The sequence below is a fragment of the Thiobacillus sp. genome (genome assembly GCF_030696885.1).
In the GTDB taxonomy this organism is placed as follows: Bacteria; Pseudomonadota; Gammaproteobacteria; order Burkholderiales; family Thiobacillaceae; genus Thiobacillus.
In genome coordinates this window covers 270453-288700 of sequence record NZ_JAUYRI010000005.1, presented here as the reverse complement: position 1 = coordinate 288700, position 18248 = coordinate 270453, and the positions used below count along the sequence as shown (strand labels likewise).

The following is an 18248-nucleotide window of genomic DNA, read 5'->3' as shown; positions in this document are numbered from 1 at the left end:
CGCGCTGATGAAGCCGGTGTTGTTCGATTCCCCACCACAAGGAGCGTGCAATGAACCTGAGCGAATGTCTGACCCTGCTGGCCCTGATCATGGCGCTGTCGGCGTATATCGGTTCGGTGCGCGCGCGCCTGCTCGATCGCGCCAAGGAATCCACTACTGAGAAGTGCGATTACATCCGTGACGTTGCACGGCTGATGTGGATCGATGTACCGCTGGTGGTGTCGGGATTGTTGCTGCTGCTGTTTGTGATGATGTGGCAGTTGGGCAACTATCGCGCCGATGTGGTGCTCGCCGCGGCCTTGTCCGTGTTCGCCTTGTCCGCGGTGGTGATGGCGATTTTCCACGCCTGCGAGTGGTGCAAAAGCCTCGGCAAGCTAAACGAATGCAAGACTAAATCCTAGCCGCGTCGGCCCCGGCCGGGCCCGGCTTATAATCCGGGCCACTTCTCTAGCTGACGCGCGCCATGGATTTTTTTCAGACCCTGATTCTCGCCCTGGTACAGGGCATCACCGAATTTCTGCCGATTTCCAGCTCCGCCCACCTGATCCTGGTGCCGGTGCTGTTCGGCTGGGAGGATCAGGGGCTGGCGTTCGACGTGGCGGTGCACGCGGGCACGCTACTGGCCGTGATCCTGTATTTTCGCGTGCAGCTGGCGCACATGGCGGTGGCCGGCGTGGGGTCGCTGGCGGGGCGCTGGACGCCGGATGCGAAGCTGGCCTGGGCGGTGGTGCTGGCGACGCTGCCGGTGGTGGTGGCCGGCCTGATGTTCAAGGATGTCGTCGAAGGCCCGCTGCGCGGGCCGCTGGTCATCGCCACCACGACGATCACATTCGGCCTGCTGCTGTGGTGGGCCGACGTTCGCGGCAGCAAAAGCCGCGACGAATATTCGGTGACCTGGCGCGATGCGGTGCTGGTGGGGCTGGCGCAGGCCATTGCCCTGATTCCGGGCACCTCGCGCGCCGGCATCACGATCACCGCGGCGCTGCTGCTGGGGCTCAAGCGCGAAGCGGCGGCGCGATTTTCCTTCCTGCTGTCGATTCCCACGCTGCTGGCGTCGGGCGTGCTCGTCACGCGCGACCTGCTGGAAAGCGCCGATCCGGTCGACTGGAATGTGCTGCTGCTGGGGTCCGCATTGGCCGCCGTCAGCGCCTACCTGTGCATCCACTTTTTCATCCGCCTGCTGGAACGCACCGGCATGCTGCCCTATGTGATCTACCGCCTGCTGCTAGGCGTCGTGCTGCTGATTTTTTTCCTGTAAGCGGACGTTGCGTTACGCAGCTGAATCGAAGCGCAGCCTGCAATAGGTTTCGCGCGTCAGCGCCAGCGCCAGCACGGCGCCGACTGCGCTGACCAGCAGCCACACAAACGCGGCGTGGTAGGCGGCGGCATCGTAAATGCGTGCCCCATCGAGCATCGCGCCCTGCCAGTTGCGGTCAAGGATCCAGCCCATCGCGCTTTGCTGGATCGCGGCGAAACCGAGCACGGCCATGTTGACGACGCCACCGACGGTGCCTGCGGCGCCCGGATGGTTGGCCTCGCGCGCGAAGGCAAATCCGATGATGATGCCGCCCGCCGAAAAACCGATGCCGGCGAACAGCAGATAGAGCGCGGTGGCCGGCAGCGCATCAACAAACAGGAATACCCCCCAGCACACGGCGTGGACGAGCGCCGCCCCCAGATACGGCCACTTGCGCCGGCCCATCCGGTCTGACAGCGCGCCCAGCAGCGGACCACCGACGGCGAAACCGAGCAGCATGGTGGTGGTGAAAACCGCGGCATGGCTGCGTTCCAGGCCGTGGACCTGCACCAGATATGGCACCCCCCAGAGACCGGCGAAGGTGAGCACCGGCGCGGCGATCAGCCCACCGGCAAAAAATAGCAGCCAGGTTTCACGCTCGGACACCACCATTTTCAGGCTGCGCCGCGGCGACATGGCGCTGGTGTTGAGTGCTTCGGGGTGGGCGTGGCTGGCGTAGCCGCGATCGCTCGGGTCGTCGCGCACCCACAGCCAGACGGCGACGGCGAGCAGCAGCGTGACGCCCGCGCTGGCCAGCATGGCGCTGCGCCAGCCAACGCTGGCGACCGCTTCGGACAGCGGCACGCCGGCGAGCACGCCGCCGAGATTGCCGATCAGCAGCGAGACGCCAGTGACGGTGGCGAAGCGGTTGGCGGGAAACCAGTGGCCGGCGAGCTTCATGCAGGCGACGAAGGCGACGGCGACCGAAGCGCCGATCAGGCCGCGGCCGAGGCTGGCCATCCACAGCGTATCCGCTTGGGAAAACAGCACGGTGCCGGCCACCGCGGCCACGGCGGCCGCAGTGGCGACACGGCGCGGCCCGACCGCATCCGCGAGCAGACCGCTGGGAATCTGCATGGCGGCGTAGGTATAGAAGTAGATGGCGGACAGATTGCCGAGCATGGTGGCGGCAATGCTGAAGTCGCGCATCAGCTCGTCGACCATCACCGCCGGCGCGACGCGCTGGAAAAAGCCGACGAAATAGAGACTGGCGAGCAGACCCCAGGTGAACCAGGCCAGGCTGACCGGCGGCAGGCGGGATGTGCTGGGTGAGGGAGACGGGTGGGCCAATTCCGGTTTCGCTTGAGTGAGTGGGCCACGCCCGGGGGATGACGCAGATGATACAGGCGGATCAATGCAAGCGATGGAAGCCGGAGACGCTTCGCCGAGCGGTGCCAGGCGAGGCAGGCCCAGGTGTGGTGACGCCGGCTCTCAGGCCGGAAAACTCATCCTGCCGGCGCGGCCGGGTCTCCGGTATGGAACCGCAACTGCCGGCGTCCGGCCGACTTGGCCTGGTACATCGCCTGGTCGGCCTGCCTGAGCAGCCGGCCCGCGCTGGCCTGATGGCCGCAGAAGGTGGTGATGCCGATGCTGGGCGTGCAGTTGTGCAACGCCTCGCTCAGCCGGTAGGGTTGGGAGAGCACGACCAGGATTTTGCTGCCCAGCTCCGTCGCCTCGGCCGCCGCTTCGTCGGCGGTGTTGCCGAGGTTTTCCAGGATGACCACGAATTCGTCGCCGCCCAGCCGGGCCACGGTATCGCTTTCCCGCACGCTGGCAACGAGACGGCGCGAGACTTCCACCAGAACCTGATCGCCTGCCGCGTGGCCCAGCGTATCGTTGATCGTCTTGAAATTGTCGAGGTCGATGAACAGCAGCGCACCATGCCGGCCGGTGCGCTCGCTGAGGGCGAGCTCGTGGTCGAGCCGATCCAGCAACAGGCGGCGGTTGGGCAGCCCGGTCAGGGTGTCGTTGAACGCCAGGTCGCGGATCATGATTTCGGCGGCCTTGCGTTCGCTGACGTCGAAAATGAGGCCATCGAGCCACCGGGCCTGGCCGCTCGGGTCCGCAGTGACGCGGCCACGTTCATTGACCCAGCGGGTGAAGCCGTCACGGGCCTGGATGCGATATTCGATGCTGTAGGCACTCTGCTTGGCGATCGCTTCGGCGATGGCCGCGCTGACCTGGGACTTGTCATCCGGATGGATCAGCTGGCGGTAGGCGCGTTCTCCCGACAGGAAACGTTCGGGCGGCTCGCCGGTAAGCGGCGTGATTCCGTTGCTCAACTGCAGCACCGGCAAGTCGGCCCCGGGCGGGGAACGAAACACGGCGCCCGGAATGTTCTCGACCAGGGACTTGTAGCTGTTGAGAATCTGTTCGAGCTGCGCCGTGGATTCGCGCATCTTTCGACGGTGCCGCGCATTCATGTAGAGCGCGGAAAACAGCAGCAGGTCGAGCGCCAACCCGCCAAACAGGATCAGCTTGGGCTGGGTGCCCTGGCGGCTGGCTTCCAGCCGGGCACTGCTGCGGAAGCGGGCAACCCAGGCGTGACCGCCGAGATCGAGCGTCATGTCGGTCACATGCCGGGCGGTGCGACCTGCTCCCTGGCTGGCATACAGCAGGTTCTCCGGCGCCGGGACGCCGTCGAACAACTCGACTTCCACAATCTGGCCGGGCACGTTGAACGTGCTCTCCATCAGATCGAACGAGCGAAACGGGCTGTAGACAAAGCCGATCAGCGCGGCGCGCCGCGCCGCGATCGAGGTGGGCGGTTGTGCGGTGTTATAGACAGGGGCATAGACCAGAAAGCCGGGCTGTACCCCGGAGACGGTTTCCTGGACGAGGGTAACTTTTTTGGACAACGCCGGCTGGCCGGTATCACGGGCACGCTCCATCGCTTCGCGCCGGATGGGATCGGAAAACATGTCGTAGCCGAACGCGCGCAGATTGCGCCCGGTGAAAGGCTCGATATACACAATGCTGCTGAGCATGTCTCGATTGCCCGGTGGCGTGATGGCGTAATTTGCAAAGCCTTCCGCGCGGATCGACCGCTCATGCGCATCCCTGCTCTCGCGCGGCACCATCAGGGCGACGCCGGTTCCGAGGATGCCGGGAAGCGTCTGATCCAGTTCGAGCCGCTCGACATACGCCCGCCATTGTTCGCGGCTCGGCATGCCCGTCGCCGCAAACAGTGCTGCGCCCCCGCGCAGAACCTGCTCGTAATCATCCATGCGGGTGATCAGGATGTTTTTCTGTTTTTCTGACACGCGGAGGAAGTTGTCCCAGTCGCGCTCGATGAATTGCGTTTCCGCGTGTCGCCACAATCCGATCGTGAGCAGCACCGTCAGCAGCAGGACGACCCATGCGGTGGCCTGGCGATCCAGAAGCTGGCTGGCCCGCTTTCCGGTCGACGTCAGGGTTGGGCTCGACTTGGGCTTGGCAGCGTGCCCGCTGTTCTCCACATTTACGTGGACGGTCGCTGCGGCGGATGCGCCGCCGAGGGGCGAAGCGTCAGACACCAGCGCCTGGCGGCGTGCTTTGTCCGGCCCGGCTCGATTCATAGGCATACCCATTTCGCTCTATATCCGGGCGATCATGCAAGGCGGGCCGTCCGATTGATGTAGGAAAAGTCTGATTAGCGCGTGTGCGGGTAGCCGCCGGCAGGCGCGTTACAGCGCGCGCGATACCAGCCGTACTGCGTCGTCCTCGGGATGCGGCTCGATGCGGAAGCCCAGCGCTTCCACCAGCTTCAGCATCGGGCGGTTGGTCTTCAGCACTTCGCCCTCCATCCGCTTCAGCCCCCTGCCGCGTGCCACGTCCATCAGCACATCCATCAGCTTGTGACCGATGCCCTGCTTCTGCCACTGGTCGCTGACCACCAGGGCGAACTCGCAAGTGTCGCCGTCGGGGTTGATGGCATAGCGCGCAACACCGAGTTCGACCTCACGGTCCTCGTCCGTGGTCAGCGCCAGCAGCGCCATTTCGCGGGTGTAGTCGATCTGGGTCAGGCGCGCCAGCGCAACGGTCGACAGCTCGCTCACCGCATCCATGAAGCGGAAGTAGCGGCTTTCCGCCGACAGGCCGCGCACGAAGCCCTGGGTCAGGTCGGCGTCTTCCGGACGGATCGGGCGGATGACGACGTCGTGCCCGCTCGGCAGTTGCCAGTGCGACACCAGGTGCGCCGGATAGGGATGGATCGCCATGTGGCCGTAGCGGTCGGCGCTCGGCACCCGCGGTGCGAGGACGATGCGCGCGTCGAGTGCGAGCGCGCCGTGTTCATCGATCAGCAGCGGGTTGATGTCGAGTTCGGCGAGCCAGGGCAGTTCGCAGACCATTTCCGACAGCCGCAGCAGCACGTTCTCCAGCGCGTCCATGTCGACCGGCGGACGGTTGCGGAACGCGCCCAGCAGCTTGGCGGTGCGGGTGCGGCCGATGAGGTCGCGCGCCAAATAGCGGTTCAGCGGCGGCAGCGCCACGGCCCGGTCCTGGTAGGCCTCGACGTCGACGCCGCCGGCGCCGAACACGATCACCGGACCCAGCACCGGATCCGAGGTCATGCCGAGCAGCACTTCGCGTGCATGCGGCCGCGCCGCCATGGGCTCGACCACGATGCCGTCGAGGGTGGCGTCGGGGCGCAGGCGCTTGATGTCGGCCAGCATCTCGCCGAAGGTGGAACGCACCGCCTGGCCGCTCGATACGCCCAGGCGCACGCCGTTGACGTCGGACTTGTGGGTGATGTCAGGCGAGTTGATTTTCATCGCGACCGGAAAGCCCAGCTGCTGCGCCATCAACATCGCTTCCATCGGATCGCGGGCGATCAGGGTCTGCGCGATCGGGATGTGGAATGCGGCCAGCAGCGCTTTCGACTCGACCTCGTTCAGCAGGTGACGGCCGTGCGCCAGCGCGCTCTCGATGATCAGGCGCGCGCCCTCCACATCGGGCTCGGCCTGCTGCGACAGCGGCCCCGGCGTTTGCATCAGCAGGCGCTGGTTTTCGTAAAAGGCGGACAGAAAGGAGAACACCTCGACCGCCGGCTCCGGCGTGGTGAAGTAGGGAATCCCGGCCTGCTTGAACAGGCGCCGGCCCTCGTGCACCTGCGCTTCGCCCATCCAGCAGGTCAATACCGGCTTGCTCGAGACCTTGGCCGATTCCACCACTGCCTGCGCGACCGCGGTGGGCTGCGTCATCGCCTGCGGGGTCAGCATCACCAGCACACCGTCGACGTGATCGTCGGCCAGGCAGGCATCCACCGCGATGCGGTAGCGCTCGGCGTTGGCGTCACCAATGATGTCGAGCGGATTGCCGTGCGACCAGGTGGCCGGCAGCTGGGTGTCGAGCGCGGCGAGCGTCGCCGGCGACAGTTCGGCCATGCGCACGCCGAGGTCAACCGCGAGGTCGGTCGCCATCACGCCGGGGCCGCCGCCGTTGGTGACGATGGCCAGGCGGTTGCCGCTGGGCCGGATGTGGCTGGACAGCGCCCGCGCCGAAGCGAACAGCTGCAGGATGGTGTTGACCCGCACCACGCCGGCGCGCCGTACCAGCGCATCGAACACGGCATCCGATCCGACCAGCGCACCGGTGTGCGACTGCGCGGCTTTCGATCCCGCTTCGTGGCGCCCCACTTTCACCATGATCACGGGCTTGAAGCGGGTGGTGGCACGCAGCGCGCTCATGAAGCGTCGCGCGTCGCGGATGCCTTCAATGTAGAGCAGGATGCCGCGGGTCTGCGTGTCGTAGGCGAGGTAGTCGAGGATTTCGCCGAAATCGAGATCAGCCGATGCACCGGTGGAGATCACGCTGGAAAAACCGATGCCGTTGGATTCCGCCCAGTCCAGCATGGCGGTACACAGCGCGCCGGATTGCGATACCAGCGCCAGCTCGCCGACCAGCGTGGCGCCCTGGCTGAAGGTGGCGTTGAGCCCGATCGACGGCCGCTGGATGCCGAGGCAGTTGGGGCCGATGAAGCGGATGCCGTAGCGTGCTGCTGCGCGCTTGACGGCCGTTTCCAGCGCCCTGCCCGGCTCGCCGGCCTCGCTGAAACCGGCCGACAGCACGACGGCGTGGCGGATGCCGCGTTCGCCGCACTGTTCCATGATCTGCGCCACGGTCGGCGCGGGTGTGGCGATCAGCGCGAGATCCGGCACCGTCGGCAGGTCGCTGGCGTGCGCATAGCAGCGCACGCCGAATACCTCGTCATGCTTGGGGTTGACCGGGTAGACCTCGCCCGCGTAACCCGCGTGGTGCAGATTACGGAACAGCGTGCCGGCGACCGAATCCTCGCGCTCGCTGGCGCCGAAGACGGCCACTGATCGGGCATTGAACAGGGGATGCAGATAATGTTGGGGCATGGGATGTCGTCGGACCTGCGGCAAACGGAGTGGAGTCCTATCGTAGGCGCACTCGGGTTACCGCGCCAAGCGCGCGGGCGTATAGTGAGCGAAAAATATCTGTTGCTCCCGCCATGCAAACCGCCTACTACACCCATTCCAGCTTTCTTCTGCATGAGATGGGCGGCTGGCATCCCGAGAGTCCGGCCCGCCTGCGCGCCATCGACGACCGCCTGCACGCTGCCCACCTGTTCGATTTTCTGGCGCATCACGACGCCCCCGAAGTCACCCGCGCGCAGTTGCTACGGGTGCACGACGCGGCTTATGTCGACGCCCTCGAGGCGGCGTCTCCGTCGGTGGGGGTGCGCGTGATCGACGTCGACGCCAGCATGAATCCGCACACCCTGACCGCGGCCCGTCACGCGGCCGGCGGCGCGGCGGACGCGGTCGACCGGGTGATGCGCGGCGAGGTGGCGAATGCCTTCGTCGCCTGCCGCCCGCCCGGCCATCACGCCACCCGCAATCAGGCGATGGGCTTCTGCTTCTTCAACAACGTTGCGGTAGCGGCGGCACATGCACTGGCAGTGCACGGGCTCGAGCGCGTCGCCATCGTCGACTTCGACGTGCACCACGGCAACGGCACCGAGGACATCTTCCGCGACGATCCGCGCGTGATGCTGTGCTCGACCTTCCAGCACCCCTACTACCCGCACAGCGGCGCCGACACCGTGAACGCGCATATCGTCAACGTGCCGCTGCCGGCAGGAACCGTCGGCAGTGCCTACCGCGCGGCGTTCAGTGCGCAGATCCTGCCGCGCCTGGAGGCTTTTCGCCCGCAGTTTGTGCTGTGCTCCGCCGGTTTCGACGGCCACCGCGAAGACGACATGGCGCAGTTCGGCCTGGTGGAGGCGGACTATGTCTGGATTACCGAACGCGTCATGGAGGTTGCGGCGCGCCACGCCGAGGGCCGCATCGTCTCGATGCTGGAAGGCGGCTACGACCTCAGCGCGCTGGGGCGCAGCGTCGCTGCGCACATCAAGACGCTGGCCGGTTTGTAAAAAAAAAGCGTAAAACACAAGGCGTAAAAAACAAGCCTGGCCTGCGACCATTAAAAAAGCCGGCATTCGCCGGCTTTTTTGCATTGCGCGCGCCGCCGTCAAGCCGCTGCGAGCATCTGCTTGCGGTACTTATTGAGGTCGCGCACGTTCTCGAAAGTCTGACCCAACAGGTTCGACAGGTTGCGCAGGATGCCGCCGACGACCTTGTTTTCCCAGACGCTGTCGAACTGGATCTGTTCGTCGAGCCAGTGCTCCAGCCATTCGGGGTTGGGCAGGCGCGACTGGATGGTGTCCTGTGGATAGAGCGACTCGTTGACGTGCAGGTTGGTCGGATGCAACGCCTTGTCGGAGCGCTGGCTCGACGCCATCAGGAAACCGATCTTGGCGAATGCCGCTGCAACGCTCGGACCACCCTGCTTCAGCGCGCGCTTCATGTACTGCAGATAAGCGCCGCCGTGACGGCCCTCATCTCTGGAAATGGTTTCGTAAATCTTTTTGATCACCGGTTCGGTGTGCCATTCGGAGGCGCGCTTGTACCACTGGGTGAGGCGCACTTCGCCGCAGAAATGCAGCATCAGGGTTTCCATCGGCGGTGCCGGATCGAACGGAAAGCGGATCGCGTGCAGTTCTTCCTCGGTGGGCGCCAATTCGGGCTTGAAGCGGCGCAGATACTCCATCAGCACCAGCGCGTGTTTCTGCTCTTCGTAGAACCAGATCGACATGAAGGCGGAAAAATCGCTGTCATGCACGAAGTCGCGCAGGAACATTTCGGTCGCCGGCAACGCGGCCCACTCGGTGATGGCGTTCATCTTGATGGTGAGCGCCGCCTCGTCGGTGAGCTTGCTGGCGTCGAACTGGTCCCATGGAATGTCAGTTTCCATGCTCCAGCGGGCGCGTTCGAGGGATTTGAAGAGGTCGATATAAAGCATGTCAATTAGGGCGTGGGGGGCGAGGTTCGTTCCCCGGTGCCATTGTTGTCAAAACGAATGACATTCTAGTGTCAATTCGCCGATTTTCCGCCTGTTTCGATGCGCCAGCGCACCAGGCAATCGAACAGGTCCTGGAATTCGGGTACCAGGCATACGCCCTCGATCGGCTTGCGGATGCCCTTGACGCCGTACCCCCCGGCCCACAATTCGGTGCGCGCGGGCAGCATCTGCCGCAGGTCGCGCAGGCCCTGCGCTGCCTGGGTCGGCGCGTAGGCGGTGCTGAACGACAGACACACCGCATCGACCGCCTTGACCTGCGCTGCGCGCACGATTTCGTTGATCGGCGTCTGCGGACCGAGCAGCACCGGGTAGGCCCCCTCCACCACCAGCAGCGATTCCACCATCAGCAGTCCCAGTGTGTGTTCCTCACCCGACAGCGTGGTGAGCAGTACGCGCGGGCTGCCGCTTTGCGGCGCCATGTTGGCGAGCGTGGTGCGGAAGAGTTTTTCCAGGTGCTGCGAAAACAGGTGCTCCTCGAAGATGCCGAGTTCGTTGCGCGACCAGGCCTCGCCGACGCGTGTAATCAACGGCGCACAGATGTCTACGACAAAGCGCGCCAATCCGCGTCGTGCCAGTTCGCGGTGGAATTGCCGTTCCAGCGCGTCGCTGTCGTGTGACTTGACCCGTTCCAGCCAGTCATCGAGTTGCGGATCGGGTGCGCCCGGGTTCGCTTCGTCGGGGGTGTCGAGCGCCGCCAGCGCCGAGGCGTCGAGCGCCAGCAGCCTGCCCGGGCGGTGGCCGCGGTCCATCAGGCGCTTGATTTGCGCGAGTTGGCGCACCTGTAGCTGGGTATACAGGCGTTCGCCGTTGGCGTCGCGGTCGGGTGTCGGAAACCCGTAGCGGCGTTCCCATACGCGCAGCGTGTCCTTGCTCAGGCCGGTTTCGCGTTCGACCGAGGCGATCGGCAAGCCCGGGGCGTTGTGTGTTGCTTCTGTAGTCATATTGTCCTGGACAAATAGTTGACATAAACAAATTGTTGGCCTAATTTAAGCACACCAGCCACTTTTGTCCAAGACATATGAATATCCTGTCCAGCCCCCTGTTGCTGCTTGCCGTACTGGCCACTGGCCTGCCCGGCGCGGGCCATTCATCCGACGCCGTTGTCCACGCGCAGCCCAGGGCCATGTGCCCACCCGTGGCCGCCGCCGCGGTGCCGGCCGAATACTGGCTGTACCACGCGCTGGTGGCGCCCACGCCGACATTGGCGCCGCCGGTGTCGGCCGCGCCGCACGTGCGCACCGCCTGCGCGGCCGGCAAGGTGATCCGCACATGAAGCCCGCCATCCTTGCAGCGGCGCTGCTGCTGACCGCTAGCGCCCATGCCGCGCCGGCGTGCCCGCCCCTGCTTGATCACACGCTCAGGGACATCGACGGCACGCCCCAGAATCTGTGTGCCTACGCCGGTAAGGTGGTGATGGTGGTCAACACCGCCAGCCAGTGCGGCTACACCGGGCAATACAAGGGCCTGCAGGCGCTGTATGAAACCTATCGCGCGCGCGGCTTTGTGGTGCTGGGGTTGCCGGCCAATGATTTTGGCGGCCAGGAGCCGGGTAGCAACACCACGATCAAGGATTTCTGCGAGAGCAATTACGCGGTCGACTTTCCGCTGTTCTCCAAGGTCGGCGTCACCACCGCCAACGCCAATCCGTTGCACGCAGGGCTGGCAAAGGCGACCGGCGAGCGGCCGGCCTGGAATTTCCACAAGTACCTGATCGACCGCAGCGGCACGCGCGTGCTGTCCTTCGCCAGCCGGGTCGAGCCGCAATCGAAAGACGTGGTCGCGGCCATCGAATCGATGCTGAAAGCGCCGTCGCCGATTTCGCAGGGGGGCCGATAGCATGCGCATCGCGGTCGTCGGATCGGGAATTGCAGGGCTGTCGTCCGCCTGGCTGCTGAGCCGATGGCACGACGTGACGCTGTTCGAGGCCGATACGCGGCTGGGCGGTCACACGCACACGGTGGACGTGGCGCTCGATGGCCAGACCTTTCCGGTCGACACCGGTTTTCTGGTGTTCAACCACCGCACCTATCCCGAACTCACCCGGCTGTTCGACACGCTGGGCGTGGAAACCGTCGCCAGCGAAATGACGTTCAGCGTGCGGCTCGATCAGCCCGAGCTGGAATGGGCCGGTAGCGACCTCAACACCGTGTTCGGCCAGCGCCGGAATCTGGCGCGGCCGGCCTTCTGGTCGATGCTCGCCGACCTGCTGCGCTTCAACCGCGAGGTGGTGCGCGAATCCATGCTCACTGGCAGCATGGCGCTGGGCGACTACCTGAAGGCGAAGGGCTACGGCAAACCCTTCATCGAGTGGTACCTGCTGCCGATGGCGGCCGCGATCTGGTCGTGCCCGGCGTCGCAGATGCTGGAGTTCCCGCTGGCGTCCTTCGTCACCTTCTGCCGCAACCACGGCCTGCTGCAGGTGATGAACCGGCCGCAGTGGCGCACGGTCAAGGGTGGCGGCCGCGAATACGTGAAGAAGCTGGCCGCCGGCATCGGCGAGATCCATACCGGCCAGCGTGTCGAATCGCTGCGCCCACGCGGCAGCCGGATCGAACTCGCCAGCGGCAGCCTGTCGGGCCTCTACGACCAGGTGGTCCTGGCCTGCCACAGCGACCAGTCGCGCGACCTGCTCGCCGCGCATTTCCCGTCGCAGGCGCGGCTGCTGCAACGGATGCCCTACCAGCCGAACCATGCGGTGCTGCACAGCGACGCCAGCGTGCTGCCGCGTCGCCGCAGCCTGTGGTCGGCGTGGAATTACCAGTCGGGCCAGGGTGAACTCAGCGACCGCCCGGTGGCGGTGCATTACCTGATCAACCGCCTGCAGCCCTTGCCGACCGACACGCCGGTGATCGTCTCGCTCAATCCGCTGCAGGCGCCGGATCCGTCGAAAGTGCATGGCGAATTCCATTACAGCCATCCGGTGTTCACCCGCCATGCCACGTTCGTCCAGCGCCACCTCGAAGCGACCAATGGCCGCAACGGCGTGTGGCTGGCAGGCGCCTGGCTCGGCTACGGCTTCCACGAAGACGGCCTCGCGTCCGCGCTGCGGGTGGCGCGCAGGCTGAACGTGTGCGCGCCCTGGAAGGACATGGCCGATGCTGCCTGAATCCGCCGCCGCGCAGATCGGCTTCGGCCGCGTGATGCATGCGCGGCTGCATCCGGCGCTGCACCGATTCGACTACCCGGTGTATTTCCTGCGCCTGCCGATCCACGATCTGGCGTCCGCCGAAACGCGCTGGCTGTCGCTCAACCGCTTCAATCTGCTGAGTTTCCACGAAGCCGATCACGGCGACGGCGGCAACTGCCTCAACTGGGTGCACGACCTGCTGAATGAATACGGCCTCGTCGCCAACGGCGAGATCTGGCTCACCACGTTTCCGCGCGTGCTCGGCTATGCCTTCAAGCCGGTCAGTTTCTGGCATTGCCATCGCGCCGACGGCAGGCTGGTGGCGGTGCTGGCCGAAGTCAACAATACCTTTGGCGAGCATCACGTCTACCTGCTGCGCACCGACGACCCGGATGCCACCCTGCACGCGGACAAGGCATTCCATGTCTCACCGTTTTTCCCGGTGCGCGGGCGCTACACCTTCGGCTTTGCGTCCCGCCCCGATTTTTTCCGCGCCCGCATCGATTACGACGACGGCAGTGGCGACGCACTGCGCACCGCGTGGTGGGGCCGGCTCGAACCGCTGACCGCGCGCGCCTGCCTGCGCGCGTTCTTTGCCTATCCCCTGATGACCTGGGGCGTGATCGCGCGCATCCATCTCCAGGCGTTGCGCCTGTTCATCAAGCGCGTGCCCTTCTTCCGCAAACCCCCGACGCCACTCAACGAGGTCACCGAATGAACGCCGCCAGCCTGAGCACCGCGCTCGCACGCAACAACACACCCTGGTATGCCCGCCAGGTGATCCACCTGCTGCAGGAAATCGAACACGGCTGCCTGCATCTGGAACTGCCCAACGGCATGGAACTCACGGTCGGCCACGGCACCCCCGACGCCTGGTTGAAATTCAACCAGTGGCGCGCGTTTCGCGACGTGCTGGGCAAGGGCGACATCGGCTTTGCCGAGGGCTACATCTCCGGCGCCTGGCACACCGCCGACCTGACCGGCGTGCTGACGCTGCTGGCCAACAACCGCGCCGCGCTCGACCAGGCCATCTACGGCCGCTGGTGGGGGCGCCTGTACAGCCGCCTGCGTCACCTGATGAACGCCAACACGCCGCAAGGCGCGCGCCGCAACATCGCCAGTCACTACGACCTCGGCAACGATTTCTACGCGCGCTGGCTCGACCCCTCGATGACCTATTCGAGCGCGCGCTTCGACGGCGATCTGACGCTGAGCCTGGAAGCGGCGCAAACCCGCAAGTACCAGCGCATGCTCGATCTGCTCGAGCTGCCTGGTCGCCAGTCGTTGCTGGAAATCGGCTGCGGCTGGGGTGGTTTTGCCGAGCATGCCGCGCGTACCGAACAGCACCAGGTGCGCGGCATCACGTTGTCGCGCGAGCAGCTCGACTATGCACGTGCGCGCATCCGCCAGGCGGGGCTGCAGGATCACTGCCGTTTCGACCTGCAGGACTACCGCGAGGAAGCGCGACAGTATGACGGCATCGTGTCGATCGAAATGTTTGAGGCGGTGGGCGAGGCCTACTGGCCGGCGTATTTCGACACCGTGAAGCGCAGTCTCAAGGCCGGCGGTCGTGCGGTGGTGCAAACCATCCTGATCGACGATGCACTGTTCGACCGCTACCGCACAGGATCCGATTTCATCCAGCAGTATGTCTTTCCCGGCGGCATGCTGCCGTCCGCGCGCCGCTTCACCGAAGCGGCGGCACGCGCCGGCCTCGCGGTCACCGCCGCCGAACACTTCGGCCGCGACTACGCCGAGACCCTGAAGCGCTGGCGTCTCGCCTTCCACGCCGAGGCTGACGCGGTGCGCCGGCTTGGTTTCGACGAACGCTTCATGCGCATCTGGCATTTCTATCTGGCGTATTGCGAGGCCGGTTTCCATGCCGGGTCGATCGATGTGGCGCAGTTCCGCCTTGAACACGCCGCGTAGTCTGCGCCCGTTGCTGCGCCACTGGCGTGCGGGCATCGTCGCCGTCTGCCTCGCGGTGGCGCTGCCGGCGCACGCCGGCCCGTTGCCGCAGCTGTCCGGTTTCGCCACGGTCGGCAGCGGCACGCTGCGTTATTTCGGCCTGCGCATCTACGACGCCACGCTGTGGTCGCCCGGCGGCGCCTGGTCCGCCGGCAAGCCCTACGCGCTGGAACTGCGCTATGCGCGCCGCTTCGAAGGCGCCGCGATCGCGCGTCGCTCGATCGAGGAAATGCGTGCGCAGCGCGCGCATCCCGCCGCCACGCTGGCGCGCTGGGAAACGCAGATGCGCGCACTGTTTCCCGATGTCGAGGCCGGCGACCGGCTCACCGGCGTACGTATTCCCGGCGCCGGTGCGGCGTTCTACAGCGGCACCCAGAAGCTCGGCCAGATCGATGATGAGGCGTTTGCTGAGGCCTTCTTTGGCATCTGGCTCGACCCGGCCAGCAGCGCACCTGAGCTGCGCAACCGCCTGCTGGGCGCGTCATGACGCCGTTGCCGCGCGCCCATCTGTTTGCCTACGGCAGCCTCGGCCTGCCGCTGGCCTTTGCCGCGCTGCCGCTCTACGTGCACCTGGCGCCGTTCTACAGCACTCACCTCAGCCTCACGCTGCTGGGGCTGGTCCTGCTCGGGCTGCGCTTTTTCGACGCGCTGATCGACCCGCTGCTCGGCGCGCTGTTCGACCGTTTTCCCCACCCGCACAGTCTCATTCTGGTCTCCCTTCCCATACTGGGGCTGGGTTGGGTCGGGCTTTTTAATCCGCCGGCTGAGGGCGTGCTGCCCTGGCTGATCGTCATGCTCACGCTCACCACGGTGGGCTACAGCCTTGCCAGCGTGGTGCACAACACCTGGGGCGCGCGCATCCACCCCGCGCCGCATGAGCGCACCCGCCTGTTTGCCGTGCGCGAAAGCTTCGGCCTCGTCGGCGTCGTGCTGGCTGCCACCCTGCCGCTGCTGTTGAGCGCGGATCTGGCGAGCGGGCTTGCCGCGATGAGCTGGATTTTTATCGCGTTGCTGGTGGCCTGCGCGGGGTGGACGCTGCTGGCCGCGCCGGCGATGCACACGGTCACGCGCGGTGTGCCGCTGCGGCGCTTTCTCCGCCCTTTCGCCAATCGCGCGTTCGCACGTTTCGTGCCGGGCTATCTGCTCAACGGCGTGGCGGCTTCGCTGCCGGCCACACTGGTGATTTTCTTTATCGACGACGTGCTGCAGCTGAAGGCCTGGGGCGGGCTCTTTCTCGGCCTCTATTTCGTCAGCGGCGCACTCGGCCTGCCGCTGTGGGTGGCGTTGGCAAAACACATCGGCAAGCTCGACGCCTGGCTTGCCTCGATGCTGCTGTCGGTGGTGACCTTTGCGGGCGCGTTCTGGCTGGGTAGCGGCGACCTGGTTGGCTTTGCGCTGGTCTGTGTCGCGTCGGGGCTGGCGCTCGGCGCCGACCTGGCCTTGCCGCCGGCGCTGGTGGCAGACTACATCGACGCCGACGACGATCCGGTGCCCGGCGCGTATTACGGCCTGCTGGGGTTTTTCGCCAAGCTCACGCTGGCGCTGGCGGCCGGCCTGGCGCTGCCGCTGCTCGCCGCCTGGGGCTACGCGCCCGGCGGCGGCAATGTGTTTGCGCTGTCGGCCACCTATGCCCTGCTTCCCTGCCTGCTCAAGCTTGCCGCCTTCGGCTGGTTCTGGGCCTGGCATCCCCGTCTGCACACCGGAGCCGTCCCATGCTGAAAAAACCGCTTGCCATCCTCTGTACCGTACTCGGCCTGTCCGGCTGCGCCGCGGTTTCGCCCGAAGTCTATCGCGACCAGACGCCGCGGCTTGATCTCGCGACCTACTTCAACGGCCCGCTCACCGCCTGGGGCTATTTCGCCGACCGGTCGGGCGAGGTGAAGCGTCGCTTCACCGTGAGAATGACCGGCGAATGGCAGGGCAACGAAGGCACGCTGACCGAGGATTTCGCCTGGTCGGACGGCACGAAATCGCAGCGCATCTGGCGCATCACCCGGATCGATGCGCACCGCTACGTCGGGCGCGCCGACGACGTCAAGGGCACGGCGGACGGCGTCGCCTACGGCAACGCGCTGCAATGGAAATACACCCTGCTGCTTCCGGTCGACGGCAAGACCTACGAGGTGCAGTTCGACGACTGGATGTACCTGATGGAAGACGGCGTAATGCTGAACAAGTCGGAGATGCGCAAGTTCGGTTTCAAGCTGGGCGAAGTCGTGATCGCGTTCAGGAAGGGTTCGTGAGCCTGAACCCGAAACTGGCCGACTGGAACGGTCAGCGCGTATGGCTGATTGGCGCCAGTTCCGGCATCGGCGAAGCAACCGCCCGCCTGTTGATGCAGCGCGGCGCCCGGGTGGCGCTCAGCGGCCGCCACCGCGACGTGCTCGTGGCCCTGGCCAACGCCCACGCGCACGTCGCGGTGGCCGACGTCACCGATCGCGCCAGCCTGCAGGCGGCGTTCGACGACATCTGCACAGCCTTCGGCGGCATCGATGTGGCGATCGTCAACGCAGGCACGCATCAGCCGGTGCGCGCGTGGGAACTCGACGCGGTGGCCGCGGAGAAGCTGGTGCAGGTCAATCTGCTCGGCGCCATCAATGCCACCGCGCTGCTGGCGCCGTATTTCGCACACAGCGGCAGCGGCCGCATTGCGCTCACCGCCAGCGTGGCAGGCTATGGTGGCCTGCCGACCGGGCTGGTGTACGGCGCCACCAAGGCGGCGCTGATCAACTTTGCCGAGACGCTCTACCTCGACCTGGCGCCTAAAGGCGTGGCGGTGCACCTGATCAATCCCGGCTTCGTCAAAACCCCGCTCACCGACCTCAATGATTTCACGATGCCGGCGCTGATCGGGCCGGACGAAGCTGCGCGCGAAATTGTCGCGGGCATCGAAGCCGGCCGTTTCGAAATACACTTCCCCCGACGCTTCACCCGTCTGCTGAAGCTGTTGAGCCTGCTGCCGTATCGCGTCTACTTTCCCCTCGTCCATCGCATCACCGGCCTATGAACGCGCTCGACGCCCTGTGCGACTACTTTGATACGCTGTCCGCGTCCAGCCTGGACGCGCTCGATACTTATTACGCGGCAGACGCCGGCTTCAAGGACCCCTTCCATCAGGTGACGGGAGTGGAGGCCATCCGCGCCATCCTGCGCCACACGTTCGACACGCTGCCCGGCGCGCGCTTCCGCGTGACCCGGCGTTTTCCTGGCGCCGACCGGCATGCGGTCATCCTGTGGGAAATGGATTTCGTCATGCCGGTGACGCGCGCGTCCACCACCATCGTCGGCGCCACCCATCTGGTGTTCGACGCCGCCGGCAAGGTGACGCATCACCGCGATTACTGGGACGCCGCCGAGGAACTCTACGGTCGTTTGCCGGTGCTGAAGTGGCTGATGCGCGCGCTGGCGCGGCAGGCGGCGGCTAAGCCCGTCTCCTGAGCCGCCCGGTCTGCACGCGGGGCAGGACAAGCGAGGCTTGCGCTGCAC

At 65.8% G+C, this 18248-nt stretch carries 18 protein-coding genes; 13 read left to right on the top strand and 5 right to left on the bottom strand.

What is annotated here, in order from left to right; all coding sequences use genetic code 11:
- Positions 1 to 50: 50 nt before the first annotated feature.
- Complete coding sequence (locus Q8R61_RS02440) at positions 51 to 401, top strand: hypothetical protein (protein WP_305533840.1); 351 nt, start codon at positions 51 to 53, stop codon at positions 399 to 401.
- A 62-nt stretch (positions 402 to 463) separates the two neighbouring features.
- Positions 464 to 1258, top strand: a complete 795-nt coding sequence (locus tag Q8R61_RS02435) for an undecaprenyl-diphosphate phosphatase (RefSeq protein WP_305533839.1) — start codon at positions 464 to 466, stop codon at positions 1256 to 1258.
- 12 nt (positions 1259 to 1270) lie between these two features.
- On the opposite strand, the gene Q8R61_RS02430 is transcribed toward Q8R61_RS02435, so the two are convergent.
- From Q8R61_RS02430 to Q8R61_RS02420, 3 genes are all read right to left on the bottom strand, one after another.
- Entirely contained in the window at positions 1271 to 2587 is a 1317-nt protein-coding gene (locus Q8R61_RS02430) for an MFS transporter (RefSeq protein WP_305533837.1), read from the bottom strand.
- 155 nt (positions 2588 to 2742) lie between these two features.
- Positions 2743 to 4860: a GGDEF domain-containing protein gene (locus tag Q8R61_RS02425; RefSeq protein WP_305533835.1), complete on the bottom strand. Its 2118-nt coding sequence runs from the start codon at positions 4858 to 4860 to the stop codon at positions 2743 to 2745.
- Positions 4861 to 4962: 102 nt separating this feature from the next.
- Positions 4963 to 7641: a bifunctional acetate--CoA ligase family protein/GNAT family N-acetyltransferase gene (locus Q8R61_RS02420; protein ID WP_305533833.1), complete on the bottom strand. Its 2679-nt coding sequence runs from the start codon at positions 7639 to 7641 to the stop codon at positions 4963 to 4965.
- A 113-nt stretch (positions 7642 to 7754) separates the two neighbouring features.
- Between Q8R61_RS02420 and Q8R61_RS02415 the strand changes: the two genes are divergently transcribed.
- The gene (locus Q8R61_RS02415; protein ID WP_305533831.1) at positions 7755 to 8678 is read left to right on the top strand and encodes a histone deacetylase family protein; all 924 of its coding nucleotides are present in this window, start codon (positions 7755 to 7757) and stop codon (positions 8676 to 8678) included.
- Between the two features lie 98 nt (positions 8679 to 8776).
- Here Q8R61_RS02415 and Q8R61_RS02410 read toward each other — a convergent pair whose 3' ends face one another.
- Both Q8R61_RS02410 and Q8R61_RS02405 read right to left on the bottom strand, forming a co-directional pair.
- The gene (locus tag Q8R61_RS02410) at positions 8777 to 9607 is read right to left on the bottom strand and encodes a ferritin-like domain-containing protein (protein WP_305533829.1); all 831 of its coding nucleotides are present in this window, start codon (positions 9605 to 9607) and stop codon (positions 8777 to 8779) included.
- A gap of 71 nt (positions 9608 to 9678) precedes the next feature.
- Positions 9679 to 10608: a MerR family transcriptional regulator gene (locus tag Q8R61_RS02405; RefSeq protein WP_305533827.1), complete on the bottom strand. Its 930-nt coding sequence runs from the start codon at positions 10606 to 10608 to the stop codon at positions 9679 to 9681.
- A 77-nt stretch (positions 10609 to 10685) separates the two neighbouring features.
- Here Q8R61_RS02405 and Q8R61_RS02400 point away from each other — a divergent pair, with 77 nt between their 5' ends.
- Genes Q8R61_RS02400 through Q8R61_RS02355 form a run of 10 tightly spaced genes read left to right on the top strand, consistent with a single transcriptional unit; the run spans position 10686 to position 18200 of the window.
- Complete coding sequence (locus Q8R61_RS02400) at positions 10686 to 10940, top strand: hypothetical protein (RefSeq protein WP_305533825.1); 255 nt, start codon at positions 10686 to 10688, stop codon at positions 10938 to 10940.
- Entirely contained in the window at positions 10937 to 11503 is a 567-nt protein-coding gene (locus tag Q8R61_RS02395) for a glutathione peroxidase (RefSeq protein WP_305533823.1), read from the top strand. The genes Q8R61_RS02400 and Q8R61_RS02395 overlap by 4 nt, the downstream gene beginning before the upstream one ends.
- A gap of 1 nt (position 11504) precedes the next feature.
- Entirely contained in the window at positions 11505 to 12773 is a 1269-nt protein-coding gene (locus Q8R61_RS02390) for an NAD(P)/FAD-dependent oxidoreductase (RefSeq protein ID WP_305533821.1), read from the top strand.
- Entirely contained in the window at positions 12763 to 13512 is a 750-nt protein-coding gene (locus Q8R61_RS02385; RefSeq protein WP_305533819.1) for a DUF1365 domain-containing protein, read from the top strand. The genes Q8R61_RS02390 and Q8R61_RS02385 overlap by 11 nt, the downstream gene beginning before the upstream one ends.
- On the top strand, positions 13509 to 14723 hold the full coding sequence (locus Q8R61_RS02380) for a cyclopropane-fatty-acyl-phospholipid synthase family protein (RefSeq protein WP_305533817.1): 1215 nt from the start codon (positions 13509 to 13511) through the stop codon (positions 14721 to 14723). The genes Q8R61_RS02385 and Q8R61_RS02380 overlap by 4 nt, the downstream gene beginning before the upstream one ends.
- Positions 14707 to 15249 carry a chalcone isomerase family protein gene (locus Q8R61_RS02375; protein WP_305533815.1) on the top strand — a complete coding sequence of 181 codons (543 nt, stop codon included), beginning with the start codon at positions 14707 to 14709 and terminating at the stop codon, positions 15247 to 15249. The genes Q8R61_RS02380 and Q8R61_RS02375 overlap by 17 nt, the downstream gene beginning before the upstream one ends.
- Positions 15246 to 16481 (top strand): MFS transporter, encoded by a 1236-nt coding sequence (locus Q8R61_RS02370; RefSeq protein WP_305533813.1) that lies wholly within the window; start codon positions 15246 to 15248, stop codon positions 16479 to 16481. Before Q8R61_RS02375 ends, Q8R61_RS02370 begins: the two co-directional genes overlap by 4 nt.
- Positions 16475 to 17005: a DUF3833 domain-containing protein gene (locus tag Q8R61_RS02365; RefSeq protein WP_305533811.1), complete on the top strand. Its 531-nt coding sequence runs from the start codon at positions 16475 to 16477 to the stop codon at positions 17003 to 17005. The genes Q8R61_RS02370 and Q8R61_RS02365 overlap by 7 nt, the downstream gene beginning before the upstream one ends.
- The gene (locus tag Q8R61_RS02360; RefSeq protein ID WP_305533809.1) at positions 17002 to 17769 is read left to right on the top strand and encodes an SDR family oxidoreductase; all 768 of its coding nucleotides are present in this window, start codon (positions 17002 to 17004) and stop codon (positions 17767 to 17769) included. Before Q8R61_RS02365 ends, Q8R61_RS02360 begins: the two co-directional genes overlap by 4 nt.
- On the top strand, positions 17766 to 18200 hold the full coding sequence (locus Q8R61_RS02355; protein WP_305533807.1) for a nuclear transport factor 2 family protein: 435 nt from the start codon (positions 17766 to 17768) through the stop codon (positions 18198 to 18200). Before Q8R61_RS02360 ends, Q8R61_RS02355 begins: the two co-directional genes overlap by 4 nt.
- The last annotated feature ends 48 nt before the right edge of the window (positions 18201 to 18248 follow it).